This is a genomic window from Candidatus Planktophila sp. (assembly GCF_040402315.1).
In the GTDB taxonomy this organism is placed as follows: Bacteria; Actinomycetota; Actinomycetes; order Nanopelagicales; family Nanopelagicaceae; genus Planktophila.
In genome coordinates this window covers 25,335-50,132 of record NZ_JBBAMU010000004.1, presented here as the reverse complement: position 1 = coordinate 50,132, position 24,798 = coordinate 25,335, and the positions used below count along the sequence as shown (strand labels likewise).

The following is a 24,798-nucleotide window of genomic DNA, read 5'->3' as shown; positions in this document are numbered from 1 at the left end:
TGCCAAAAAATTGTTAATTCGAAAGCTGGATACCGATAGGCAGATGGTCACTTAACCCGGTGCGTGAGATGTCCATCACCGAGAATTCACCTGGATGTAAATCTTTGGAAAGCAGGTAATCGAACTTAATCGAGGCTCCCCAGCTGGGGTAGGTGTTGCCTGGGGCCAATGAATTCCAGGGGGAGAAGACGGTAGGCAGATTCATAGGCAAGTTCAGATCACCCATGATTATCGCACGGGTGCCACTGCCTTCTGCAATCTGCAGCGCCCATTTTTTCATTCTACGAAGTTGGCGCAGATTTAACCCTGGCACAAAAGAGAGATGGGTATTCACAACTGTCCAACCATTTTCTAGGACAGCAGCAATAGCAAGACGTGGTTCATCTTTGACGTAGATAAAACGTGGTCTTCCTTTTCCAGTTTCATCACCAGGAACAATGAGCGGAAGTCCAAGTAGGGAACGACCTAGATTTAATCTGTGCCAAGACTTCACGGCAATCTTTGAGACAATTCCAATTCCGTAACACTCGTGCATAAGTTCTGCATGAGAACTCTTATCTGTTATCAGCGCAGGTTCGTGCTCGTTTAATTTCCGCCAGGATTCTCCAGGTGTACCAATCACACTCGGACCCATCGCCCAATCGCGTGCACCAACACTCTCTGCGATATCGCGAATCTGCGGACGTGAATTCGAACGTGGCAGGAAGTGATCGACTTCCTGAAAGCCCATCACATCTGAGTTCAGAGATTGCACCGCAGCGGCAAGTTCGGCGGCCGAATCGGGTGAATTCCTAGGTGGGATTGAGATTCCATGCAGGATATTCCACGAGGTGATTCTCACCCCCACACACTAGTAACCTGCACCCGTGAGCGCGATAAATCAACACACCTCCCGCATTGATCGTGCCGGTGAACTTCGGGTGAACCAAGAAACCCTTGATCAATTGTGGCAACGCGCACAAATCTTGCAGATTGCAGAAGGTCGCATTGCCGCAGTTGATACCGCACTTACCTTAATCAGCGCCCAGGATGTGGCAGCGCATATTGCAGCAAAGACCTTTACTGAAGGTAGCCGTTACTTCTTAGGTTTAGATCTTGAGACTAAGGCGCCTTTCTTTGCATGGGATACCGAGTGGGTTGGCACAATCGCAGATGAAGTCAAAGAAGTCGGATTCTCCACTGTGCGCGAGATTGGCTCACTGCTAAGTGAGCAAGAGTTAGAAATTTCATTACATGCGATGGGGCTAAGTAATTGGCATCGTGCACACCCTCGTTGTCCGCGGTGTGGAGGTGCAACGCGAGTTGATCTTGGTGGGGCAGCGCGCACGTGCGAGGCAGATGGCAGCCAACATCACCCGCGCACCGATTCTGCGGTGATTGTCCTTATTAAAGATCGTAGTGATCGCATTCTGCTCGGACATCAACCGATTTGGCCAGAAGGTCGTTTCTCCACCTTTGCCGGTTTTCTGGAACCGGGTGAAACATTTGAACAATGCGTTGCGCGCGAGGTGTTAGAAGAGTCAGCAGTTGTAGTAACAGAGCTAAAGTATTTGGGATCACAACCGTGGCCATTTCCGGCCAGCATCATGATTGCCTTTGAAGCAGTAACTGATAATCCAGAGCGGGCACAAGGTGATGGTCAAGAAATCACGGAAGTGAAATGGTTTAGCCGCGCTGAGTTAAAGGCTGCCGCAGAAGATGGTTCACTCTTGCTGCCACCATCAATTTCAGTTGCACGAAAGATGATTGAGCGTTGGTTGGGTGAGAGCGTACCCGGCGGCCAGACATGGCGATAGCAGATTCAATACTTGCCGCACTCGATGCTGATCAAAGGGCGGTAGCACTTGCGACCCGTGGTCCCCTCTGCGTTATTGCAGGTGCGGGCACTGGAAAAACTCGCGCAATCACACATCGCATTGCTTATGCAGCAGCGATTGGCACGATGGATCCGCAGAAAGTATTGGCGCTGACATTTACGGCAAAAGCTGCCGGTGAAATGCGCGCCCGGCTTCGTACCCTTGGTGTCCCAACTGTTGCCGCCCGCACGATTCACTCTGCTGCCCTTAAGCAGCTGCTCTACTTTTGGGCCTCTGTGTTCGGTGGTCGCACACCAGATCTGATGACAACCAAGACCGGTTTTCTCACCGAAGCAATTAATCGCGCGGGTTTAAGCGGCTCGCTGCGCGCTACCAACCGCGAATTGATGCACGATATTGCCGCTGAGATTGAATGGGCGAAGGTTTCTCAAGTGGGGCCAACTGATTACATCGATGAAGTAAGTAAGCGAATGCAGAAGCCGCGCGTTACGCCAGAGCAGATGGTTCAGGTCTATACCGCCTATGAATCCATTAAGAAGCAAGAGCTTGCAATTGATTTTGAAGATGTGCTGCTCTTGTGTTCTGCGATGATGGAAGAAGAGCGCGATGTGCGCGAGCGGGTGCAAGACCAATACAGATATTTCACAATCGATGAGTACCAAGATATTTCTCCCATTCAACAGCGGCTCATTAATGCCTGGCTTGGCACGCGCACCGATATCTGTGTCGTTGGAGATCCCGCCCAAACTATTTATTCATTTGCTGGCGCCACCCCGATATTCCTTAATTCATTTACCCAACGTTTTCCGGAGGCCGAAGTTATCCGTTTAACAACTGGATACCGCTCCACTCCTGAAATCACCTTTGCTGCCAATGCACTCTTGCGTCACGGAACTATGGGTCAGGAACTTGTTGCCTTTAATAGCCACGGCTCAAAACCGATTGTCACTGGCTATGGCGATGAGCCGGCTGAGATTGGCGGAGTCATGGCTGAAATCAACGCCCTGTTGGTAAATGGCACCCAGCCACAAGAGGTTGCGATCTTGGCCAGAACTAATGCACAACTTAAAGGCGCCGAAAAAGCAATGCTGGCGCAGAAGATTCCATATCAAGTGCGCAATACGGAGAGATTCTTTGAACGCCGGGAAGTGCGTGATTTCCTCAAGCAAGTGCGGCAAGCATCGGTCATTCCGGCCGAAGGCCAAGGGTGGATCGATGAACTGCGCTCCCTTGCACAGCCTTATTTAACAGGGGAGGCGATCGATGGAATTGCAGCGCTGCTGCACTTAGCGCGCGAACTAGATGACGATGATAATTTTTCTCCGAAAACTTTGCGCACATATCTGCGCGAAGTAGAAGATCGAGTGCAACAGAACAATCCACCGACCATGCCGGTTGTCACACTGGCAACGCTGCATGCGGCTAAAGGCCTGGAATGGGAGCGGGTATTTTTGATTGGCGCATCCGATGGCCAATTACCGCTGACTAATAGCTCCGGGGAGGCTGTAATTGAAGAGGAACGTAGGCTCTTTTATGTGGGAATTACCCGCGCAAAAGCTGATCTGCATATCTCCTATCGGGGTAATCCAAGCCAATTCCTGCGTGAATCGGGCCTTATTTAATTGCCTTGCACGAAGCAATGGCCATCTTGTACCCTTAGAGTTCGAGAATATGGAAGGGGATTGAAAATGGCAAATGTCATGACTTCAATCATCACAGCAGGCGCATGCGCTGCTGCACCTTCTGCTGCCTTCACACATTCAACAGCTTCTGCAACCAAGCGTTCACATAAGCGAACAGTTTGGCCCACAGCTACAAAGTCAGCGTTTTACGCCAACTTTTATGCAGTGGATGAGGCTACTGGAGTACTAATCGGATAAAACCGAACAGTCCCACAAGGGCCTCAAATCCACTCGATGGATTTGGAGGTCCTTTTTTATTACCTAAACGAAAAAGAAAAATCAGAGCAAGACCAACTAGAGAGAGATAACAGGGGGTGAGGACGATGAGCGTTCTCTTCAGCGAACTACAGGTACCAGGCTGGGCAGAGACCGGCGAAAAGATTGGCCTAAACGATGTGACATTCACATACGACAACGCCAAGGCTTTCACCCTGCCATGCCATCAAGCTGACCCTGACCTCTTCTATTCCGAGACAGATCAGGGAATTGCAGAGGCGAAAGCGCTCTGTGGCACATGTCCAGTGCGCAACAAGTGTCTCGATGGTGCGCTCTCACGCCAAGAACCATGTGGAGTGTGGGGCGGACAGCTCATCGAAGATGGCGTGATCATTGAACGTAAGCGCCGTGCTGGTAGACCACCACGTCAGGTGATTGCAGCTGCTCGCATTCTTCAGAACGAGCAGGCACTGGCTTAAGTCGGGTAATTGGCTTAACTTAAAAGGCACACCCACAGAGTGGATGGCGGGCAATCGCCACCACCTGTGGGTAGGCAAGTAATTGATAGTCAACTGAAATAGCGATTCCGAGCAGCGCCGAAAAGTCTGCCGCCCTATCTTGCTCAACGGCGACAGTTGTTGCATCACAGAATTTCACAATCAATGAAGCGGCCAACGCTGCCATAAAGTGAGCGGCAATTTGCGGGTATTCCTGTTCAACATCTGGTGTGAATTCAAGATGATCTATAACTCCACGTTGTTCCCTGGCTGAAAGCTCATAGCAACGCAGGCAAGGACTCTGGCCCGGAATTACTAGCGGGCCTATCTGTGCACTATCTGCGTGTGGTGTAGGGATTATGAGGAATTTTTCGCCAGAGCTCATCCAGAGTGAAAGAGTTTCCGGATTAATTTCACCGCAATGAATACGCAGATCAGGAGATGACGCCTCATCTAGATAATTCTCATGGCGATCAAGCGGAAATAACGCAAGTTCTCTTCTTGTCGTTTCGCAATGGTTTTTAAAAGGCGTTCCGGTATCTGATTGCCGGAAAGTCGAAAGCGCCATATCGATATCACCGATGAGAGGATATGCCCCACGAGATGCTGGTGTGAAGCGCACCTGTGAAATCCCACTTGCAAGTAGGAGCGAGTAGAGCAGTGTTGCCACCCGATTGCTTCCGGAAATTTCGCAGAGGTAATTTTGCCGGGCACTTAATATTTCAACGCCGCCATCGACCACACCATCTATCCAATTAGTTTGGTTTAACTCAGGGGCGCACCTGCGTTGTAACTGTTGCACTCCGGCATCCACCGCTGGTCTACTATTTTTCTTCACTCGGTTATCTAATTTGGAGACAAAACGTTGCGAAACTCTGAGCACACCTTGCTTGTGGTTGATTAATTCTTCTACTTCGAGTTGGGCTAAGAGCGCGCTCACTGTTGCATCTAGCACGTTGGGTGTTTGAAGTATTTCTTTCTCAGATTTTCCGCCAGCGAGTGCGAGAGCAATTACCTTCTCTTCGTGGGTGTAGATCCGAATGGCTCGCTTAAACGTTCCTAGGAAATATTGGCCAGGTGTGGCACTCTGACTAAGTGCAACACCGCGTTTGAGTTCTCTCATGTGGCAAAGGATGTGCGCATACATCGGCCTAACCTCGCGGGCGCCGCCGCCGCTGTGTGCAAAGCGATGGATTTCTCACCCTATGAGCGCAGGGGAGTACTGCGCGTAAAAAAATAACCCCCGCTCAGTGAGCGAGGGTTATTTCTACGTATATGTGGTGACTTATTCTGGCTTCTTGCCGAGAATGCGATTTACCTTGGTGCCACACACTGGGCAAATACCCTGTGCCATGCGACGACCAGACTCGGAGATCTTTACTGTTCCTTCGAAATCACGCTTTGCTTTGCACTTAACGCAGTAAGCGTCACCCTTGTATGTCTCTACCTCTGCCATTTTTGCCTCCGTTCGACCCATGAGCTAGGCGCCATGCGTACTGGTCAAAACAGTACTCTGCGCCACGCTCAAAATCGGGGAAATCACGCGTAGATTCCCTTACATCTTTATTAACGGATTATTGAAGGAAGTCAGGGCAGTTTTGAGAGTTCTGCCGGGGCCAGCAGGGCGCGTTCGGCCGCCTCATAGCCATCCAGATAAGCAGTTGCTAGCTCCGAATCCTCAAAACGGGATAAAACCTCGGTGAATCCTTCCCCATGGTCGAAGAATTGAAGGTGGATGGCTTCATGGAAGAGGACATAATCCCGGGCGTATTCCGGAGCTAACTTCAAACGATCTGAGATTCTGATGCTGCGATCAACGCTGGTACATGAGCCCCAGCGCTCGCGCATCGGCCGCCACGTAACCGAAACCGGGCGGATGGTGATTTCTTGCGCCAACTCGGTTAATAATTCATCGATACGCCGAGTTAAATCTGCTTCCCCAGGGGTCTGGGACTGCTCTTGGCTGCGAATCTTGGCAATCATCTCGGGCACGATCACTCTTTCGTCAGCTTTACTCAAGCGCGCTGGAATAGAGATGACAATTCTTCCACCCTGTCGATATGCAGAGATACTTTTCTTTCGCCGAGCAGAGCGAATGACGATGATTTCGCCTTCGCCGAGCCCGGGGAGAGTCTCTTCCTCAAATTCACCCGGAAACCCTGAAGTTGTCATTGAGGAAATGTAATAGATAAAGTATTCAATTGAAGAAGAATCTTGATTTATTGACAAGAAATTTTTCCTGTGTCTTAGTGATTTACATTTGATTCCGAATAGGAATTCTCGTACTTTTCGCATACGAAGTCCTCGGATAACCGTTTGATATCTGCAAGGGGAAGGCAGATATTAAAATGTGCGCCCGGGGACTTCGCTTTTCTTTTTGGCTACTTAGAGCAGGCCACTGAGGTCATCTGGAATCTGGGCGGATTTCATAAATTTTTCGGGGTCTAGTAACTCTTGGGCACTGGGCAAAATCCCACTCCAGATCTGATCACGGGCTGCAATATCTTTAACTTCGCGAATCTTCTGCCAAAAGGCGCTCGCTTCTCGTGCCAGTCGAGGTGAAACTTGTAATCCAAGAAGTGAAGCGAAGAGTTGTTGTGATGGTGCGTTCGTTGCACGCTGGCGCCGATAGATCTCGCGAAGTTGGGCAAGTGACGGCAATCGTTCACCAGCAGCTTGTGTGGTGACTTCATCTGCCCAGCCATCGACAAGTGCAAGTACGGTTTCAAGTTTAGAAAGTGCGGCGCGTTGAGCCGGTGTTTCCTCCGGAGTGAAAATCCCTTTATTGAGCGCAATTGAGAATGAATTCTCGCCAGATTCTGGATTCATCTGGGAAGGATCAAAACCTTCCATGGCAGCTTCTGCTTGGCGAGTAATTGCATCCATATCGATATGAACCCCGCGACCATAATCAACGATGGCGCTGCGAATGTAGGAAACGACCCAAGGATTGTGTTCGAAAAGTCTTGCTATGGCAGCTTCCCGAAGTGCGTGAAAGATATAGACCTCACTCTTTGGGATCTCAAGATCCGTGCTCCACTTTTCAATATTTTCCGGAATCAATACCGGGTGTGCTGGCGTAAGTAGGGGCAGCCCCACATCGTGCACACCTGTGGCCGAGGCTGAGATTGAGCCAATGGCTTGACCCAACTGGGTAGCAATCATGGAGCCAATAAATGTGCGCAAAAGCCCAGTGATAGCGCCCATGGAATTGGCCATCTCATCAGAACTTCCGGAAGCTTCATCGAGCAGACCTGAAATCGCAGTGGCGAGGCCGGTAGCAAGTGGCTCCATCGTCTGGTGCCAACCCGCAAGTGTGAGATCGACCCAATCGAGTCGACTCACGGCGCGTGGGGAAGAAGAAGATTGCGTTGCTGGAAATAGCGTTGCTTCATTGAGCCAGAGATCCGAAATTTCAAAAGCGCTAGCAACCACACTCACATCTTTCGTGCCGATTGGTTCTGATCCCTGTGCCTGCACAAATTTCTTTGCCGTATCTCGCACGACGTTCTTGGGAAGTGCATCTGTACTATCACCAGCAAAGGCAGTAAATGGATTGATGAAAGCCGCGGGATTTATTCCCATCTGTTCAAATTGTTTCTGGATTTGTTCCTGCATTTGGCGCATCATCGCCGAAAAATCTTCCGGCTTCTTACCTTCTTCATCTCCATCATCTGGAGTAAAACCAAAAGGTGACATGTGTAACCCTCTTTCCTCTTCCCGCCGCGCGCTCTGTTTCTAGTTCGAGTCTATTCAGGTGCATTGAATTGAGCATTGTGAAAATCTAATACAGCTAGATCTGCTACAACCATGAGAGCCAGCACTTTCTTCCCAGAACAGGTAGGCTCGGTTCTATGGTCCTTCTCGCTGATAGCTCTGCACTAGTCGCGGGCAGTAGCACTTTTGCCGCCTTGATCTGGTGGGTAGTTCCGGCAGGCGCGCTCATCGGCGGACTTGGCTACGTTCTCTGGATTTCAAAATTTAAAGGAAGATTCGAATCCGAAACAACGCGATCAGTGGGAAACTTCCAGCGTTTTCAAGAGTCTTTTCGTACCGAAGCTCAGATGCCCGAAGCCCAAAAGTCAGAAGAACAAGTCCCAGAACATCGAGATAACTAGCAGGTAATTTATGCACACTCCTCGAATTCCACTTCTTCGAGCCCCGCGCGCGCTTGCTAGAACAGGTTATAGCCGGACTTCTAGGATCACCAGAATCTTTATCTTGCTATTTCTGATAGCCCCCCTCGTACTCCCGGTAAATTTCGTTTTGATTAATCCTGGCCAAGGAAACCCGCTCTTTCCAAAGATGCTAAAAGTTAATTCAGTAAAAACTTATCCCGTCGATGGTCAGATGTTTCTCCTATCTATCTGGGTCACTAACCCCCAATCGATAATTCTGGGATTTGAAGTTCTTAAGTGTTGGACGAAACCGACCTGTGTTGTCACCCCGCGTTCGGTCATTTATCCCAAAGCAACTGATGACAAGGTTGAATTAGCAGAAGGTGCGAAAGAGATGAAGCAATCGCAAAGTTCGGCAATTGTGGCAACGAAGAAACTCTTTGCCAAGAAATATCCAGAGCAAAACCTTGCTGGACTTACCGATGCCTCCCTGAAAGTTTCCTTGAAAAATACTGGTGGTCCAAGTGGAGGGCTGATTTTCTCACTGGGCTTGGTGGAACTTTTATCACCTGAGAATCTTTTGCAAGGAAGAAAGATTGCAGCTACTGGGACCATCTCCGCCTCCGGCAGAGTAGGAGCTATTGGCGGGGTTCAAGAAAAGATAGTGGCAGCCCGCGCAGCTGGCGTAGAACTACTTTTCATCTCTCGGCAAAACTGCAATGAGATCTCAGGTGAGGTAGATGGGCTGAAAGTAATTGCCGTCTCAACCCTAGAAGAGGCCTATACGGCCCTTAAAGATGGGGGAAATTCCAATTTTCGAGGTGTCCAGGGGTGCACTAATCTAACGGCATGAATAGAAATCGTAGCCCGCTCGTCATTACTGTCGGAATATTGGTTGCACTAGCAGCTGCAACGCTTTACTTCAGTAGCTTCTATATTGATTGGCTCTGGTTTCAATCTGTAGATTTCACCTCAGTATGGACAACAGTTCTTGCCACAAAGATTCAGCTCTTTTTGGTTACTGGGTTGATTACCTCCTTTGTAATCTCGCTCAATATCTTCATTGCATATAGAACGCGTCCGCTCTATGTTCCAACAAGCATTGAAGTTAACGGCCTCGAGCGTTTACGCGCACAAATTGAGCCAATTAGACTCTTAGTCTTTGTTGGAGTTTGCCTAGTCCTTACCTACTTTGCCGGCTCTTCTGGAATGTCGTCTTGGCGCGAATGGTTACTCTTTAGAAACTCAACTGAGTTTGGTGTTAAGGATCCTCAGTTCAATCTCGATATCTCCTTCTTCGCTTTCAAAATTCCAATTTTCCAGGCGCTCATTGGTTGGGGAATTTCAACTCTCATCTTGGCAGCCCTGGCAAGTGCATTCGTTCATTACATGTATGGCGGAATTCGCACCGCTGTGCAAACTGACCGAACAACTGTTGCAGCTAGAGTTCAGATTTCTATTTTGCTCGGACTTATTGTTCTACTCAAAGCTGTTGCTTACTGGTTTGATCGCTTTGCCCTCGCACTTAAAGAGAGCACCCTCATCACCGGACTTAAGTTCGCAGATGTCAATGCTTTGCTACCCGCGAAAGCAATCCTGTCCGCTATCGCTGTAGTCTGCTCACTCCTCTTCTTTGCAAATATCGTTCGTCGCTCATGGTTATTGCCAGCAGCAGGCACAGCCTTACTTGTTGTCTCTTCAATTCTCATCGCTGGTCTGTATCCAGCGGCGATTCAGCAATTTCAAGTAAAGCCATCTGAATCATCTAAGGAAGCTCCCTACATTGAGCGCAATATTGAAGCTACCCGAGCTGCTTATGATCTCGACGGAGTTGAGATTCAGGATTACAACGCAACGCTTTCTACTAGTGCTGGGCAACTTGCAAAGGATGCGGCGACAATTGCCAACATCCGACTGATGGATCCCAATGTAATTTCTGCAACTTTCCGTCAACTTCAGCAGATTAAGCCGTATTACACATTCCCACAGTCACTTGATATTGATCGTTACACAATCGATGGCGTTTCTCGCGATGCGGTAGTTGCTGTCCGCGAACTTAATATCGAAGGTAACCCAAGTCGAAATTGGATTAACGACCACTTGGTATATACACACGGATTCGGTTATGTCGCAGCCTATGCAAATACCGTGGATGCAGATGGAAAGCCAAGTTTTGCAGTCGGCGATCTTCCGCCAACTAAAGGCTTAGGCGAGTTCCAGCCCCGTATCTACTTTGGTGAGAATGTTCCTGACTACTCAATTATTGGTGGAAAGAAGACTGAATCTCCAGTCGAATTCGACTATCCAGATGACAGCTCTGCAAATGGTCAGAAGAATTACACATACACAGGAACCGGTGGAGTTGCCGTTGGTAGCACCATTAATAAGTTGCTCTTCGCAATTAAATATCAAGAGCAGCGAATCTTACTTTCTAACCTGATCAATGCTGATTCTAAGATTCTCTACAACCGTTCACCTCGTGAACGTGTAGCAAAGGTGGCCCCATGGCTTACCCTTGATGGAGATCCATATCCATCGGTTGTAGATGGCAAAGTCACATGGATCATCGATGGTTACACAACAAGTGCTGGCTATCCATATTCTCAAACCACATCACTTTCCACAGCAACTGCTGATGCGCTGACTGTCAATTCAACATCTATCACCGCGCAGGCGAATAGAAAAGTGAATTACATTCGTAACTCCGTCAAAGCAACGGTTGACGCATACGATGGAAGCGTCACGCTTTATCAGTGGGATGAGAAAGACCCTGTCCTTAAGACTTGGATGAAGGCATTTCCAAATACAGTAAAGGCAAAGAGCGCCATGTCTAAGGGGCTGCTGGAGCATGTTCGCTACCCAGAAGATATGTTCCGGGTTCAACGCGACATCTTAAGTTCATATCATGTGAACAACGCAGCTGCCTTCTACGGTGGACAAGATTTCTGGCGTGTGCCGCGCGATCCTTCTACCTTCGGGGCAAACGCTGGTGCACAACCGCCGTATTTCATGACTGTGCAGATGCCAGGTTCAAAGACACCGGCATACTCATTAACGACTCCATTTGTGCCACGAGGTGGACGTGAAAACCTTTCAGCTTTCGCTGCCGTGAATTCAACTGCAGGACCTGATTATGGAAAAATTACTGTCCTCCAACTACCACGCAGTACAGCTATTGCAGGACCATCTCAGGTCGCATCGAACTTCGAAGCGAAGCCAGAAGTCGCAAATGCACTATCGCTATTGCGACAAGGTGGATCTGATGTTGTGCTCGGTAACTTGCTCACACTTCCAGTTGGAAATGGTTTGCTCTACGTGCAACCTGTCTATGTGTTAGCGACTGCTAACTCGGCTGCATATCCACTACTTCAGAAAGTGTTGGTCTCATTTGGAGATGTGATTGGTTTTGATAGTTCGCTCAAGGGCGCACTGGATCAAGTATTCGGTGGCAACTCGGGAACATCTTCATCATCAGCAAATCCAACAACGAACAACAGTTCTGCTGACCTTGCAAGTGCGCTACAAAGTGCTAAGCAAGCAATTGCAGATGGACAAGCCGCACTTGCTAAGGGCGACTTCTCAGCTTATGGTCGCGCACAAGATCGACTTAAATCAGCAATCGCTGCTGCTCTCGCTGCACAATCGCGCAAGTAGTCGATTACACCTGCACACTTCACCGATTTGGTGATGTGTTGTAGTTGCGCTTATGATTGCGCTTCCGACGCGGGGTGGAGCAGCTCGGTAGCTCGCTGGGCTCATAACCCAGAGGTCGTAGGTTCAAATCCTGCCCCCGCTACCAATGAAGTAACTGATTGACGAAGTATCTGGGTTTTGTGCTTGTTATCTAATTCTCAGTGAGTGTGTAACAACAAAGAGGCTGCTGATCGCCATAGCTGCTGCTGCATACATAGGTGAAGCAAAACCAACTGCGGCAATCGGGATTCCAATCACGTTATAGGCAAATGCCCAGGTGAGATTTCCTTTGATAGTCGACAGGGTGCGTTTTGATAAATCGAGGGCGTCAATGACACCCATTAGTGCTGGTCGCATCAACGTAATGTCTGCCGTGGAAATTGCAACGTCAGTTCCGGTACCCATGGCGATACTGAGATCTGCAGCAGCCAAAGCTGCGGCATCATTAACGCCATCACCAATCATCAAAACTCGGCGACCTTCTCTTTGTAGTGAAGAAACCTTTGCCAACTTATCTTCCGGCAGCACCTGGGCGAGAACTCGATCAGGACTAATTCCAACTTGCTGGGCAACCGATGCTGCACTTGCAGCATTGTCACCTGTGAGTAACCAGGTTGTAATTCCGCGCGATTCAAGTGCTGCAATAGTTGCGGCCGAATCGCTCTTAATCTGATCTCCTGAGGCAAAGACAGCAAGTGCAACGCCATCCCATGCAAGTACTGAGACTGCCTGCGAATTACTTTCAGCGCGCGATATTGCCTCAGATATCTGGCGATCAAATTCAACACAGCTATGTGCAATTGAAGCTGGCGAACCAATCAGAACAACTGGCGACCTCGGACCAACATTAACGCGAGCAGCAACGCCGGCCCCAGGTGTTTGGGTAAATTCGGTAACGGGTAACTGCGTTGCTTTATGTGCAAGTGCGTAAGCAGTGATTGCTTGCGCAGTGGGATGTTCGCTCTGGCTTTCCAGAGTTAAGGCGGTTGAGAGGATGTTGCTTTCGGTTAACAGTCCGGCAAACTCACTTCCCAGAACTTTCTGCGCTGACACTGGAATAACTACCTCACGAATATGCATGGATCCATCGGTGAGAGTTCCGGTCTTATCTAGCACTGCCACATCAATGCTTTGAGAAATCTCAAGTGCTTGCGGGTTACGAATAACAATGCCTCGTAGCGCCCCACGACCGGAAGCCACCAAGAGCGCGACCGGGGTGGCTAATCCGAGGGCGCACGGGCAAGCGATAACAAGCACAGTGATTGCGGTAGAGATTGCGAATGAGAGGGATTCATTTGCGATGAAATACCAATATCCAAATGTTGCCAACGAAAGGGCGCCCACGACCGGAACGAAGATTGATGCAATTTTATTTGCTAGTTTTTGAATAGGTGCTTTGGTTCCTTGAGCAGTAACAACCATTGCGGTGATGCGTGCTAATTCAGTGTCACTACCAATTCGGGTAGCGCGAACGATGATTCGTCCGTTGTTATTCATCGCAGAACCAATGACGCGAGATCCTGGTGAAACTTCAACTGGGGCAGATTCGCCGGTAATGAGTGAATTATCTACCGAACTTTGCCCTGAAATGATTATTCCATCGGTTGCAATACGCCCACCTGGCTTCACCACAAATTCATCGCCTATGACCAGATGAGATATCGGGATGAGAACTTCAACTCCAGCGCGTACAACAGAAACTTCTTTCGCACCGAGTGCCAAGAGGGAAGAGAGAGCGCTGCTGGCGTTGCGCTTAGCGCGTGATTCAAGATAGCGCCCGAGAATGACAAAGAAGAGAACGCCTGCAGCAACTTCGGTATAGATATCACCTTCGCGCGTATAGGTCGCATAGATTGACCACGCATATGCACTAATGGATCCAAGGGAAATCAAAGTATCCATAGTGGGATGAATGATGTTGCGAATAGCTGCTCTATGAATAGGCCAGGCAACAAAGACAATAAGCGGGGTAGTAATAGCAAGAACTAGCCAGGATGCAAAGAGATGATCGGCGTGTGGTGGTTGCGCAATCCCGTAATCTTCAAAGAGTGAAATGAGCCAATCATTGATCGGTTGGTGCCAGCTCATCACCATCGAAATTGCTACCGCAGGAATCGCAAATAGTGTTGCGAAGAAGAGAGCTCGGGCGGCGCCTTTGCGATGTAAGGCAGGGTCAGAGTTATCTGTAAGCAGGGTTGCCGAATAACCAGCAGATTTCACTTGTCTTATGATTTCATCCGGTGATAAATCAGATGGTCCAAGAACGTGAACGGTTTCTGAAGCGAAATTAACGGAGGCAGATACTCCAGGCAGCTCATTGAGTTTGCTCTCAATGGTGTTTACGCATGAAGAACACGTCATGCCGCTGATAGCGAAAGTTTGCGCCACCAGAGCGTTCTTCTGGAGCGAGCTATCTGAATCTGACATTTTCTGGCTCATCTTGCTACTACCTTATGCGTTCTTCAGGCGAAGAGAATTAACTGCATAGTCGTGTAGGGCTGAATTTGTGGAAAGCCCATTACCACCGTGAGATCCATTTTTTCCATCGAGGTTGGTGAAGCGCCCACCAGCTTCACGAACAATAATGTCGAGTGCTGCCATATCCCATAGCGCCAGTGATGGCTCAGCAGCAATATCTACCGCACCTTCTGCCACCAACATATGTGACCAGAAATCACCATGGGCTCTGGTGCGCCAAGCACTTTGTAGCAAGTGTTGAAAATTCTCTAATCGATTTCCCCACCCAATCAAGTCTGAGTAGGAAATTGATGCATCTTCAATCTTTGCCACTTTTGAAACCGAGATTTTTTTTGGCGTTTGGCCATTAATAATGACGAAGGCTCCGCCGCCGACAGTTGCATACCAACGGCGAAAGAGTGCGGGTGCACTGACTACTCCTGCTACGACGACTTCACCTCCATCATCCTGTTTCGCAACTAATGCGATGAGCGTTGCCCATGTGGGCACGCCACGCATAAAATTCTTTGTGCCATCGATGGGATCAATAACCCAGTAACGATCTCTTTCTAGCCCTTGGGTTCCGAACTCTTCGCCGACAATTCCATCAACCGGTCGATCTCTATCAAGCATCGCGCGAATTGCAGATTCTGCAGATTTATCGGCATCGGTGACCGGAGTGTTATCCGGTTTGGTTGTAATTGTTAAATCAAGTGCTTGATATCGAGCCAGTGTGATGGTATCTGCAGCATCTGCTAAACGGTGTGCAAGTGCTAAATCTTCACCGTAATGAGTGCTCATATGCCCAGTCTAACCCTCGTCCTCGGCGAGCTTGACTTCAAGCAACGAGCGAAGGCTAGTAACTCTCCTTAACCGCTCCACCTGTAACGCAGGGTCGGATTCAATCCAAGGATTAAGTGAACAAGAAATTTCATGGTGTGAGCAGTTAGGCATGCAGGTTTGCGTGACTTGGTAAATATCTGGGAAGGATTCAATGATGCGATCTTTATTCAGGTGAGATAGCCCAAAGGCGCGAATACCCGGCGTATCGATAATCCAGCCACCATTTTCAAGAGGTAGTGCAATCGCACTTGATGAGGTGTGGCGGCCGCGTCCAGTGACATCATTAACATCGCCAGTCATTCGATCTGCATCGGGAACCAAGTCATTGATAAGTGTGGACTTTCCAACGCCTGAATGTCCAACAAGAACAGAAATCTTGTCATCGAGAATATCCAGAATAGCTGCAACGTCTTGTGTGCGAGACTCGGTCTTTGAAGATGTTGTAATAATGTCAACGCCCAGCGCCTTGTACTCTTGAATGAATTCAGGAACTGGCGAGACATCAACTTTCGTCACAATAATAATGGGCTTAATAGATTCGTGGAAAGCGCTAACAAGGAATCTATCAATGAGCCCGCGACGCGGTTCTGGATTAGCTGATGCAACCACAATCAGCAACTGATCGATATTTGCCACAATCGTGCGCTCAACTCGTGCGACATCATCTACCGTTCTGCTAAGAGAATTTGTACGTTCATTAACAACAACTATGCGCGCAAGTGAGCCTTCACTGCCGGTGACATCGCCAACGATTTCTACGAGATCACCAACAACAACAGATTTAGGGCCAAGTTCGCGAGCTTTCATGGCGGTGATGATTACTCCTTCATCAGTCACGCAGGTGGTGCGACCGCGATCAACTGTGGTGACAAATGCTGTGATTGAATCTGAATGAAGAGGTCGATCTTTTGTGCGCCTGCGAGTAGTGCGAGATGGCCGAATGCGAGCATCGGATTCGTCGTATTCGCGAGGACTCATAGAACCAAACTCTTCCAGAGCCCTGGGAAATCGGGCAGCGTCTTACGTGTTGTGGCGACATTTTCAATCATGACATCCGGTGTAACAAGGCCAATGACAGCGCCAGCCGTTGCTAATCGATGATCGTCATATGTGTGAAATGTTCCACCATGAAGTGGGGCTGGGGTGATGTGCAGTGCAGTCTCTTTTTCTACAACGCTTCCACCGAGTGCGTTGATTTCTCGCGTCAGTGCTGCCAAACGATCAGTTTCGTGCAAACGAAGGTGACCGATACCGCGCAGATGAGAAGGTGAATCTGCAAGGGCGGCAAGGGCTGCGATAGATGGAGTGAGTTCACCAACATCATGGAGATCTATATCGATTCCATGAATCGAGCCACCGCCAGTCAGGGTTAACCCAATAGCGTCTAATTCAACCCGTGCACCCATCTTTGTAAATATCTCGCGCAAATGATCTCCGGGTTGCGTAGTTTCCTTTGGCCAATCTGCAATCGTGATACTGCCACCGCAGACCATTGCAATAGATAAGAATGGTGCTGCGTTAGAAAGATCTGGTTCAATGGCTAAATCTTGTCCTGGGAGAGATCCAGCCTTCACACTCCAGCTCTGGCTTGCTTTATCAACTTCAACTTCGGCACCAAAATCGCGGAGCATCTGAACCGTCATATCAATATGTGGCATTGAGGGAAGTGCACTTCCATTGTGGGTAATTGTAATTCCATTTTTCATACTTGGTCCTATGAGTAAGAGCGCTGACAAAAATTGGCTCGACTTACTTGCATCGATTGTTAATTCTCCGCCAGGAATGACACCAGTTCCTTTAATCACCATCGGTAGGGAGTATCGACCTTGATGATCTATTTCAATTCCAAGTTCTTCTAAAGCCTTAATGACTGGTCCAATAGGTCTTTCATACGAACGTGAATCTCCATCAAAACTGATCTCACCTTGTGCAAGTGCGGCAAGCGGCGGTAAGAACCGCATCACTGTTCCGGCGTTTCCCACATCAATCAGCGCTGGGCCCTTAAGAGGTGCTGGTGTAATTCGCCAGCTCTGATTGTCACCTTGATCATGAATACCGACACCGAGTGAAACAAGACCGGCAGACATCAACTCTGAATCACGTGAGATGAGTGGCTTGCGAATAATTGAGGGCGAGGTTGCCTGGGCAGCAAGAATCAGCGCGCGATTAGTCACCGATTTTGATCCAGGGATGGTTACCTTAGATGAAATCGGCTTTCGTCCGCGAAAAGGTGCGGGCCAGAGTTCGTGCATATGCAGAGTCTAACGCGTGCATAGGGTGCGAAGAGACGGCGAAAACCTATAACAAAGTTAGAATTATCAGTATGTGTGGAAGATATGCGCAATCACTGGGCGCAGAAGAGTTAGTCAAGAGCTTTGATTTAGCTGGCTCCACACTCGATCAATCATTGCCATTAAATTGGAATATTGCGCCGACCAATGAGATTTATATAGTGCGAAGTGAATCAGATTCACGAATCCTTGATTCCGCATCCTGGGGGATCATCGCGCCGTGGCAGAAGAATTTAGCTGATGCACGTGCTTCACAGTCGCATGCAATTAATGCACGTAGTGAATCAATCTACGAGAAGCCAACATTTAGACATGCATTTAGAACTTCACGATGTCTTATTCCTGCAAGTGGTTACTACGAATGGGCAACCTCGCTCGGTAAATATTCACCAAAACAACCTTTCTATATTTCCCAAATAGATGGTGAACAACTTTCTATCGCCGGAATTTGGAGTTCTTGGCAGAGTGAGAAAGGTGTAGTGATTCAGAGCGCTGCAATTATTACCCGTGAAGCAGTGGGAGAGTTGGCAACTATTCATAGCCGGATGCCAGTATTTATGCCGCGAGACCGCTGGCAAGGTTGGCTTGATACCGAGGCGCGAGATATCCACCGGCTACTTAAGTTGATGGAGGTAGACGAGCCGGATGCCGGGTTAGTCGCACAACCCGTTTCGCCTCGCGTAAACCTGGTTGCTAACAACGGAGCTGAATTGATTATTCCCGTAGAACTAGGCGAGCCCGAAACCCTTTTCTAATATAACCTTGTATCAATGACATCGAAGGATTTAGTTCTAGAAAGCGCCGCCGATCGCACTACTCGGTTCGAGCGTGATGCTTTGGTGTTTACAAATCAGTTGTATGCAGCAGCACTTCGTTATACAAAGAATCCAGAAGATGCGCGCGATTTAGTGCAAGACACCTTCCTCAAAGCTTTCACTTCTTTTCATCAATTTGAAGAAGGAACCAATCTACGTGCCTGGCTCTACCGAGTACTGACAACGACATTTATCAATTCCTATCGCAAAGGACAACGCCAACCTCTCATCGCAGATAATGAACTTGAAGACTGGCAAGTGGCTAAAGCTCAAAGCCATACAAGTGATCAAGGAAAATCTGCTGAAACTGTTGCTCTTGAATCCTTACCTGATAGCGATATCAAACGCGCGCTACAAGAGATTCCGGAAGAGTTTCGCATGGTTGTTTATTTAGCCGACGTAGAAGGTTTTTCCTATAAAGAGATTGCAGAGATTGTTGGAGCACCGGCAGGCACAGTCATGTCACGTTTGCACAGAGGTCGTAAACAGCTACGTGAGAAACTCACCGACTATGCCAAGGAACTTGGCTATTCAACTGAGTCTTCAGATAAGCCTTCTATTAAGAAGGGAGGCAGCAAATGAGTTTCATCGAGATTCAATGTAGTGAAGTTCTCTCTTCCGCAATCTTTATCATTGAAGATGAATTGGAGACCGTGCCGCAAGCGGCGCAAATTAACTCCCACTTAACTCACTGCGCACCCTGCACGGCTGAAATTGAACATGAACGGCTTATGCACCAGATGCTTGCCGATGTTTTGAGGCGCTCATGTAATGAGCAAGCCCCGGAGGAACTTCGCCAGAATATCAATCGCCAAATTCGTGAGCAGATAGGAAACTATGCAGGTGCTACAGAGGTAGTCACCCAGTTCAGCATGACTGAAATTTCTATTGAGGTCGATGAGTTCGGAAATATCGAACACCGCGAGATTCAAATTGAACAGACGCACATCCAACACTTCATCGACGACGAGGACTAGCCTTCGAAGTATGAAATCGGCAGATGAAGTCCTAGGAGCGGTTGGTTTCTCTGTTATGACAGTTCGCCCCGGAGATACCTGCGTAACTATGGGCGTCTCTGATCTTCCGGTTGTTGCCCCATCGCATTACTTAACTCTGATGGAGAATGCGTGCGTGGCATCACTTTCTGAATATCTTGATTCCGGTGAAACAACATTTCTTACACATTCAGCTCTTGAAATTGTTGGATCTGCAACCGCTGGCGCTGAGATTCGGGCAAATTCACGGCTCATTGAAATCGATGGACGCCAGCTATCCTTTACCTGCGATGTTTATGAGGGCGAGCGACATTTAGCACAAGCGCAAATAAAAAGAGCGACAGTTGAGCGATTATCTTTCCTCGCCCGAACTGCCGCTCAATCACTTATTAACGAATAGTTAAGCCTTCTTTGTTGCCCAGAAGATTTCAGCAATCTCATCAATTTTTGCAATGAGTTGATCCGCAACCTTTACATCCTGAGTTCCCTTAGTTCCGGCAGCACCTGCAAGTTTTGTCGCATCATTAAAGAGTGAGTGCAACTGTGGGTAAGCCTCGAAATGTGGACCCTTAAAGTAGTCAGTCCAGAGAACCCAGAGGTGCTCTTTGACTTGATGTGAACGCTCTTCTTTAATTGCAACAGAACGTGAACGGAAATCTGCATCTGCATTGGCTGCGTACTTCTCCATGCAAGCTTTTACTGAGAGTGCCTCAATCTTTGCTTGTGCTGGATCGTAAACGCCGCATGGAAGATCGCAGTGTGCGTGAACAGTGACTTTAGGTGTAAGAAAGTTTCTCATATGCGGCAGGGTACTCCATTGCTTAAGTGGGTGCATCCTAGGATGACCACTATGGCCAAGCATGCGAGCGTTCGGGTTGAGGGAAACTCGATGGCCCCCACTTATTACGATGGTGATTGGCTGATGGCGCGGTGGGCAGATTACTCGATGGCTCGCAATCCGCTTACGAAGTTATTACATCGCCTTCGACTACTGAACTTTCTTGCCGTGGGAGATACCGTTGTTATTGAGCGAGCAGAACAACAAGGCATTTACTTTGTGAAACGTATTGCAGATGCGCGAGAGCAAAATGCTGAGCACCCGATGATCTATCTGCTGAGTGATAATCCTGCCGGAACAGATTCGCGTACATGGGGATGGCTACCAATACATTATGTAAAAGCGCGCATTGAATTCAGAGTTAAGCGAGCGAAGCCAACTTCTCTCTGACTGCAATCACTGATGGATTTGTTAGCGAAGTTCCATCAGAGAAGAGCAAGGTAGGAACGACACGATTGCCACCGTTAACCTGTTCCACAAAATCAGCTGATTCTGGTTCTTGCTCGACATTAATTTCGCGAAAAGTAATTCCTACTTCACCAAGTTGGCGCTTAAGTCTCTTGCAATACCCGCACCAATCAGTACTAAACATCACAAACTCTTGACCGGTTAAATCAACTGAGTATGTCATCGCGTAAATGCCTCATCTAGTAAAGCCTTTGCTTCATCTTCGTGCAGGTGATGACTTCCGGTTGCAGGAGAAGCTGCTGCGCGACGAGAGATGCGACGTAATACTCGTGAATCAACACCAGTTCCGCCAATTGATTCAGTGGTACTTAGCGCAACATGTGGCCAGGCACCTTGGTTGGCAGGCTCATCTTGTACCCAGAGCAAGTTCGCATTTGGATGCTTCTTCGCTTCCACTTCCATCTGGGCAACAGGGAATGGGTATAAACGCTCGACTCGAACAATGGCAGTGCTGCTGTCATTTAAGCGATTGCGCTCTGCAACGAGGTCGTGATAAATCTTTCCGGAACAGAAAATTACGCGTGATGCATTGTTGACAGTTGAATCACCGATGACTGGCAAGAAAGTTCCCGATGTGAAGTCACTGATAGATGAGGCAGCTGCCTTCAGACGCAACATCGACTTTGGCGTGAAGACAACCATTGGGCGACGCTTTGGATTCGCTGCGTGAAAACGCAGTAGGTGGAAGTAAGAGGCAGGAGTTGATGGTTGGGCCACAGTCATATTCTTCTCGGCACAAAGTGCCAGGAATCGCTCGATACGGGCAGATGAGTGATCTGGGCCTTGGCCTTCATAGCCGTGCGGAAGTAAAAGCACTACAGATGAACGCTCTCCCCACTTTTGAAGTGCTGATGAGATGAACTCATCGATGATTGTCTGTGCGCCATTTGCAAAGTCTCCGAACTGACCTTCCCATAAGACAAGTGCATCTTCGCGAACAACGGAGTATCCGTATTCAAATCCCATCGCCGCATATTCACTGAGCAAGGAATCAACGACGAAGAACTGGTTTGCATCTGAAATCAGGGAACGTAGCGGTGTCCACTCACTACCATTTTCTTTATCAATAATTACAGCGTGACGATTTGAGAACGTTCCACGACGTGAATCTTGTCCCGCTAAACGAACTGGGCGACCTTCTTTAAGAAGTGAGCCGAAGGCGAGCATTTCACCCGTAGACCAGTCGATAGTTCCATCGTTGATGGACTCTGCGCGCTTTTGAAGCTGTGGCAGCAGTTTTGGATGGATATGGAATCCTTCTGGTACCGCAGTTTGAGTTGCTGCAATTTCGCGAACTAGCTGCTCAGAGATAAAGGTTGGTACATCTTCTGCATTGGGAACAATAGGGACTACGAAGTTTGGATCGCTATGTTCTTCATAGTTAGCAACGGATGCAAATACCTCTTCGAGTTGGACCTGGTAATCGCGCGCAATTTCATCTGCTTCTTCTGGAGTGATATCTCCGCGGCCAACGAGAGCCTCGGTATACAAAGTACGAGTGGTGCGTTTGGCATCGATGAGTTTGTACATCAAAGGCTGTGTGAAGCTTGGTTCATCACCTTCGTTGTGACCACGTCTGCGGTAACAGACCATGTCAATGACGATATCTTTATTAAAAGCTTGGCGATATTCAAATGCCATACGTGCAACTCGTACGCAAGCCTCAGGATCATCACCGTTAACGTGAAGAACAGGTGCTTCGATTAACTTAGCGACATCTGTTGAATAACGAGAGGTGCGTGAGGCTTGAGGTGAAGTAGTAAATCCAACTTGGTTATTGACCACGATGTGGATGGTTCCACCAGTGCGATAGCCCGGAAGTTGCGATAGCTGAAGTGTTTCAGCGTTAATACCTTGGCCAGCAAATGATGCGTCACCGTGGAGCAGGATTGGCAACACTGTGTAAGAACCCTTTGTATTCAGGCGATCTTGCTTAGCGCGCACGATTCCCTCAAGTACCGGATTAACAGCTTCCAGGTGTGATGGGTTTGCAGCTAAATAAATTTTGGTCTTTGCGCCAGATTCTGTTGTGAAGATTCCTTCCGTACCTAAGTGGTACTTCACATCTCCTGAACCATGTACTTGGTTCTCGGCGTAGTGTCCTTGGAACTCTTGGAAAATCTGGCCTACTGGCTTACCCGCAATATTTGCCAGCATATTTAGGCGTCCACGGTGGGGCATTCCAATACAAACTTCATCTAGTCCACGCTCTGCCGCTGCAGAAACAATCGCATCTGTAAGTGGAATGACAGATTCTCCACCTTCAAGTGAGAAGCGCTTTTGTCCTACGAACTTTGTCTGTAAGAAAGATTCAAATGCTTCAGCGCTATTGAGGGTACGCAATATCCGAAGTTGCTCTACGCGATCTGGAACTTCAGAAACACCTTCAACATGTTGCTGGAACCACTGACGCTCCGCAGGGTTTGAAATGTGCATGTACTCAAGTCCGATTGAGCGGCAGTATGCATCGCGGAGAATTCCAAGAATCTTACGTAGAGGTAGAAACTTCTTTCCACCAAATCCACCTGTTGCAAATTCACGATCGAGATCCCAGAGCGTAAGCCCATGTGTGCGCACATCCAGATCTGGATGATTGCGCTGCATATAAACAAGCGGATCGATATCAGCCATGAGGTGACCCCAGGTGCGATAGGCATGAATCAGCTGTTGAACGCGCGCTGTCTTATCAATCTCTTCATCTTTGGTGACTGCAAAATCTAAAGCCCAACGGATTGGCTCATATGGCATACGTAGTGCAGTAAAGATTTCATCGTAAAAATCATCTGCGCCGAGAAGATATTCGTTGATACGGCGCAAGAAATCACCAGATTGTGCACCTTGAATAACGCGGTGATCGTATGTGCTTGTAAGAGTAATTACCTTGCTTATGGCAAGACGTGCGAGAGTTTCTACACTTGCTCCCTGGAACTCTGCTGGGTAATCCAGCGCCCCCACACCCAGGATGAGCCCTTGACCCTGCACTAACCGTGGAACAGAGTGAACTGTTCCAAGGGTCCCTGGATTAGTCAGGGAAACAGTTGTTCCTGCGTAATCTTCAACGGTGAGAGTTCCACCACGAGCCTTCTTAACAATTGCTTCATAGGCCGACCAGAACTGACCGAATTCAAGTTCTTCGCAACCCTTAATTGATGGAACTAGTAATTGACGCGTTCCATCGGGTTTTGCTAAATCAATGGCAATTCCCAAGTTGATATGTTCAGGTTTTCCAAGAGCTGGCTTTCCTTCGATTTCGCCGTAGAAAGCATTCATCTCTGGCATTGCGCGCAGCGCTTTAATCATCGCGTAGGCAATGATGTGAGTAAATGAAACTTTTCCACCGCGGCCGCGCTTCAAGTGATTATTAATGACAATTCGATTGTCAATCATGAGCTTTGCCGGAATTGCGCGCACAGATGTTGCCGTTGGAACGGCTAACGATGCTTCCATACTCTGAACAACGCGAGCAGAAACACCGCGAATTGGTTCAAGTGTTGAAGCACTCGGTGTTACTAAAGTTGGAATTGGTTTAGCAATCGGATCTGCTGGTGTTGCGGGAGTCGTTGTAAGAGTGCGAACGATTGGTTGTGTTGCAGGCGCCGAAGCCACGGGAGTTGGCTGTGTGACAACTGGAGCCGCAACCGGCGCTGCAGCTGCAACTGGAATTGGTTGCGCTGAACCTTGAACAGAAATATTTGGGGGAGTAATCGGCTTGGGTGTTGGCGGTGTTCCGGCCTTTGGTTTGTCAGCTACCTGCGGATTATTTTGGAAATGCGCAATCCACTCACTGGGCACAGACGATGGATCGGTTTGATATCGCTCGAACATTTCTTCAACGAGCCAATCATTTGCTCCAAAGTCTTGTCCTGATTGCGACACTGAGCGCTCCCTTGCGTCCTGGCGTACATATCTATTACATACAAACTAGATATAAATCCTGTAACTGAACGTGGCTAAGACTATCGGCTCCACGCACTGCAAATAAATGGGATATCCCGCACAGTCAGCGCGAGATTGAGCACAGTTTGCCCAACGCTCCCAAGAGGCGCAGGTTTCCATTTTTTGAGACAG

The 24,798-nt window shown here is 48.5% G+C and carries 24 protein-coding genes and 1 tRNA gene; 13 read left to right on the top strand and 12 right to left on the bottom strand.

The window, feature by feature from the left end; all coding sequences use genetic code 11:
- Positions 1–13: 13 nt before the first annotated feature.
- Entirely contained in the window at positions 14–841 is an 828-nt protein-coding gene (locus AC9UEP_RS01680; RefSeq protein ID WP_509543434.1) for an endonuclease/exonuclease/phosphatase family protein, read from the bottom strand.
- 25 nt (positions 842–866) lie between these two features.
- Here AC9UEP_RS01680 and nudC point away from each other — a divergent pair, with 25 nt between their 5' ends.
- The 4 genes from nudC to AC9UEP_RS01660 all read left to right on the top strand — a co-directional run bounded on the left by nudC (position 867) and on the right by AC9UEP_RS01660 (position 4,194).
- Positions 867–1,796 carry an NAD(+) diphosphatase gene (gene nudC / locus AC9UEP_RS01675; RefSeq protein WP_509543432.1) on the top strand — a complete coding sequence of 310 codons (930 nt, stop codon included), beginning with the start codon at positions 867–869 and terminating at the stop codon, positions 1,794–1,796.
- Positions 1,787–3,439: an ATP-dependent helicase gene (locus AC9UEP_RS01670; protein WP_509543430.1), complete on the top strand. Its 1,653-nt coding sequence runs from the start codon at positions 1,787–1,789 to the stop codon at positions 3,437–3,439. The genes nudC and AC9UEP_RS01670 overlap by 10 nt, the downstream gene beginning before the upstream one ends.
- Before the next feature lie 66 nt (positions 3,440–3,505).
- Positions 3,506–3,697: a hypothetical protein gene (locus AC9UEP_RS01665; RefSeq protein WP_095674366.1), complete on the top strand. Its 192-nt coding sequence runs from the start codon at positions 3,506–3,508 to the stop codon at positions 3,695–3,697.
- Between the two features lie 125 nt (positions 3,698–3,822).
- On the top strand, positions 3,823–4,194 hold the full coding sequence (locus tag AC9UEP_RS01660; RefSeq protein WP_509543428.1) for a WhiB family transcriptional regulator: 372 nt from the start codon (positions 3,823–3,825) through the stop codon (positions 4,192–4,194).
- Between the two features lie 19 nt (positions 4,195–4,213).
- Here the strand turns inward: AC9UEP_RS01660 and AC9UEP_RS01655 are convergent, their stop codons facing one another.
- The 4 genes from AC9UEP_RS01655 to AC9UEP_RS01640 all read right to left on the bottom strand — a co-directional run bounded on the left by AC9UEP_RS01655 (position 4,214) and on the right by AC9UEP_RS01640 (position 7,911).
- Entirely contained in the window at positions 4,214–5,335 is a 1,122-nt protein-coding gene (locus AC9UEP_RS01655) for a hypothetical protein (RefSeq protein ID WP_509543426.1), read from the bottom strand.
- Between the two features lie 162 nt (positions 5,336–5,497).
- On the bottom strand, positions 5,498–5,689 hold the full coding sequence (locus AC9UEP_RS01650; protein WP_509543424.1) for a DUF5679 domain-containing protein: 192 nt from the start codon (positions 5,687–5,689) through the stop codon (positions 5,498–5,500).
- 110 nt (positions 5,690–5,799) lie between these two features.
- Positions 5,800–6,384 carry a M48 metallopeptidase family protein gene (locus AC9UEP_RS01645; protein ID WP_509543420.1) on the bottom strand — a complete coding sequence of 195 codons (585 nt, stop codon included), beginning with the start codon at positions 6,382–6,384 and terminating at the stop codon, positions 5,800–5,802.
- A 213-nt stretch (positions 6,385–6,597) separates the two neighbouring features.
- A complete protein-coding gene (locus AC9UEP_RS01640) occupies positions 6,598–7,911 on the bottom strand; it encodes a zinc-dependent metalloprotease (protein WP_509543418.1) in 1,314 nt (437 codons plus the stop codon).
- Between the two features lie 155 nt (positions 7,912–8,066).
- Here AC9UEP_RS01640 and AC9UEP_RS01635 point away from each other — a divergent pair, with 155 nt between their 5' ends.
- The 4 genes from AC9UEP_RS01635 (at position 8,067) to AC9UEP_RS01620 (ending at position 12,129) form a co-directional block, all read left to right on the top strand.
- Positions 8,067–8,330: a hypothetical protein gene (locus AC9UEP_RS01635; RefSeq protein ID WP_509543417.1), complete on the top strand. Its 264-nt coding sequence runs from the start codon at positions 8,067–8,069 to the stop codon at positions 8,328–8,330.
- 148 nt (positions 8,331–8,478) lie between these two features.
- Positions 8,479–9,183, top strand: a complete 705-nt coding sequence (locus AC9UEP_RS01630) for a S16 family serine protease (RefSeq protein WP_509543416.1) — start codon at positions 8,479–8,481, stop codon at positions 9,181–9,183.
- Positions 9,180–11,984, top strand: coding sequence for a UPF0182 family membrane protein (locus AC9UEP_RS01625; protein WP_509543415.1), 2,805 nt, complete (start codon positions 9,180–9,182; stop codon positions 11,982–11,984). The genes AC9UEP_RS01630 and AC9UEP_RS01625 overlap by 4 nt, the downstream gene beginning before the upstream one ends.
- Before the next feature lie 68 nt (positions 11,985–12,052).
- Positions 12,053–12,129 (top strand) — tRNA-Met (locus tag AC9UEP_RS01620).
- A 41-nt stretch (positions 12,130–12,170) separates the two neighbouring features.
- Here AC9UEP_RS01620 and AC9UEP_RS01615 read toward each other — a convergent pair.
- Genes AC9UEP_RS01615 through aroA form a run of 4 tightly spaced genes read right to left on the bottom strand, consistent with a single transcriptional unit; the run spans position 12,171 to position 17,575 of the window.
- Positions 12,171–14,462, bottom strand: coding sequence for a heavy metal translocating P-type ATPase (locus AC9UEP_RS01615; RefSeq protein WP_509543414.1), 2,292 nt, complete (start codon positions 14,460–14,462; stop codon positions 12,171–12,173).
- Positions 14,463–14,474: 12 nt separating this feature from the next.
- Positions 14,475–15,281 (bottom strand): inositol monophosphatase family protein, encoded by an 807-nt coding sequence (locus AC9UEP_RS01610; protein ID WP_509543413.1) that lies wholly within the window; start codon positions 15,279–15,281, stop codon positions 14,475–14,477.
- Between the two features lie 9 nt (positions 15,282–15,290).
- Positions 15,291–16,301, bottom strand: a complete 1,011-nt coding sequence (gene rsgA / locus AC9UEP_RS01605; protein WP_509543412.1) for a ribosome small subunit-dependent GTPase A — start codon at positions 16,299–16,301, stop codon at positions 15,291–15,293.
- Positions 16,298–17,575: a 3-phosphoshikimate 1-carboxyvinyltransferase gene (aroA, locus tag AC9UEP_RS01600; RefSeq protein ID WP_509543411.1), complete on the bottom strand. Its 1,278-nt coding sequence runs from the start codon at positions 17,573–17,575 to the stop codon at positions 16,298–16,300. The genes rsgA and aroA overlap by 4 nt, the downstream gene beginning before the upstream one ends.
- A gap of 71 nt (positions 17,576–17,646) precedes the next feature.
- On the opposite strand from aroA, the gene AC9UEP_RS01595 reads away from it, so the two are divergent.
- From AC9UEP_RS01595 to AC9UEP_RS01580, 4 genes are read left to right on the top strand one after another with little or no spacing between them, the layout of a single operon-like run.
- Positions 17,647–18,369 (top strand): SOS response-associated peptidase, encoded by a 723-nt coding sequence (locus AC9UEP_RS01595; protein WP_509543409.1) that lies wholly within the window; start codon positions 17,647–17,649, stop codon positions 18,367–18,369.
- 15 nt (positions 18,370–18,384) lie between these two features.
- Positions 18,385–19,011, top strand: coding sequence for a sigma-70 family RNA polymerase sigma factor (locus AC9UEP_RS01590; RefSeq protein ID WP_509543408.1), 627 nt, complete (start codon positions 18,385–18,387; stop codon positions 19,009–19,011).
- The gene (locus AC9UEP_RS01585; RefSeq protein ID WP_509543406.1) at positions 19,008–19,406 is read left to right on the top strand and encodes a hypothetical protein; all 399 of its coding nucleotides are present in this window, start codon (positions 19,008–19,010) and stop codon (positions 19,404–19,406) included. Before AC9UEP_RS01590 ends, AC9UEP_RS01585 begins: the two co-directional genes overlap by 4 nt.
- 10 nt (positions 19,407–19,416) lie before the next feature.
- A complete protein-coding gene (locus AC9UEP_RS01580) occupies positions 19,417–19,824 on the top strand; it encodes a thioesterase family protein (RefSeq protein WP_509543404.1) in 408 nt (135 codons plus the stop codon).
- Here AC9UEP_RS01580 and sodN read toward each other — a convergent pair whose 3' ends face one another.
- Entirely contained in the window at positions 19,825–20,223 is a 399-nt protein-coding gene (gene sodN / locus AC9UEP_RS01575) for a superoxide dismutase, Ni (RefSeq protein WP_509543402.1), read from the bottom strand.
- Positions 20,224–20,274: 51 nt separating this feature from the next.
- Here sodN and AC9UEP_RS01570 point away from each other — a divergent pair, with 51 nt between their 5' ends.
- Positions 20,275–20,652: a S24/S26 family peptidase gene (locus AC9UEP_RS01570; protein ID WP_509543400.1), complete on the top strand. Its 378-nt coding sequence runs from the start codon at positions 20,275–20,277 to the stop codon at positions 20,650–20,652.
- On the opposite strand, the gene AC9UEP_RS01565 is transcribed toward AC9UEP_RS01570, so the two are convergent.
- Both AC9UEP_RS01565 and AC9UEP_RS01560 read right to left on the bottom strand, forming a co-directional pair.
- Positions 20,624–20,893, bottom strand: coding sequence for a mycoredoxin (locus AC9UEP_RS01565; RefSeq protein WP_509543398.1), 270 nt, complete (start codon positions 20,891–20,893; stop codon positions 20,624–20,626). The genes AC9UEP_RS01570 and AC9UEP_RS01565 overlap by 29 nt on opposite strands.
- Positions 20,890–24,606, bottom strand: coding sequence for a multifunctional oxoglutarate decarboxylase/oxoglutarate dehydrogenase thiamine pyrophosphate-binding subunit/dihydrolipoyllysine-residue succinyltransferase subunit (locus AC9UEP_RS01560; protein WP_509543396.1), 3,717 nt, complete (start codon positions 24,604–24,606; stop codon positions 20,890–20,892). Before AC9UEP_RS01560 ends, AC9UEP_RS01565 begins: the two co-directional genes overlap by 4 nt.
- Between the last annotated feature and the right edge of the window lie 192 nt (positions 24,607–24,798).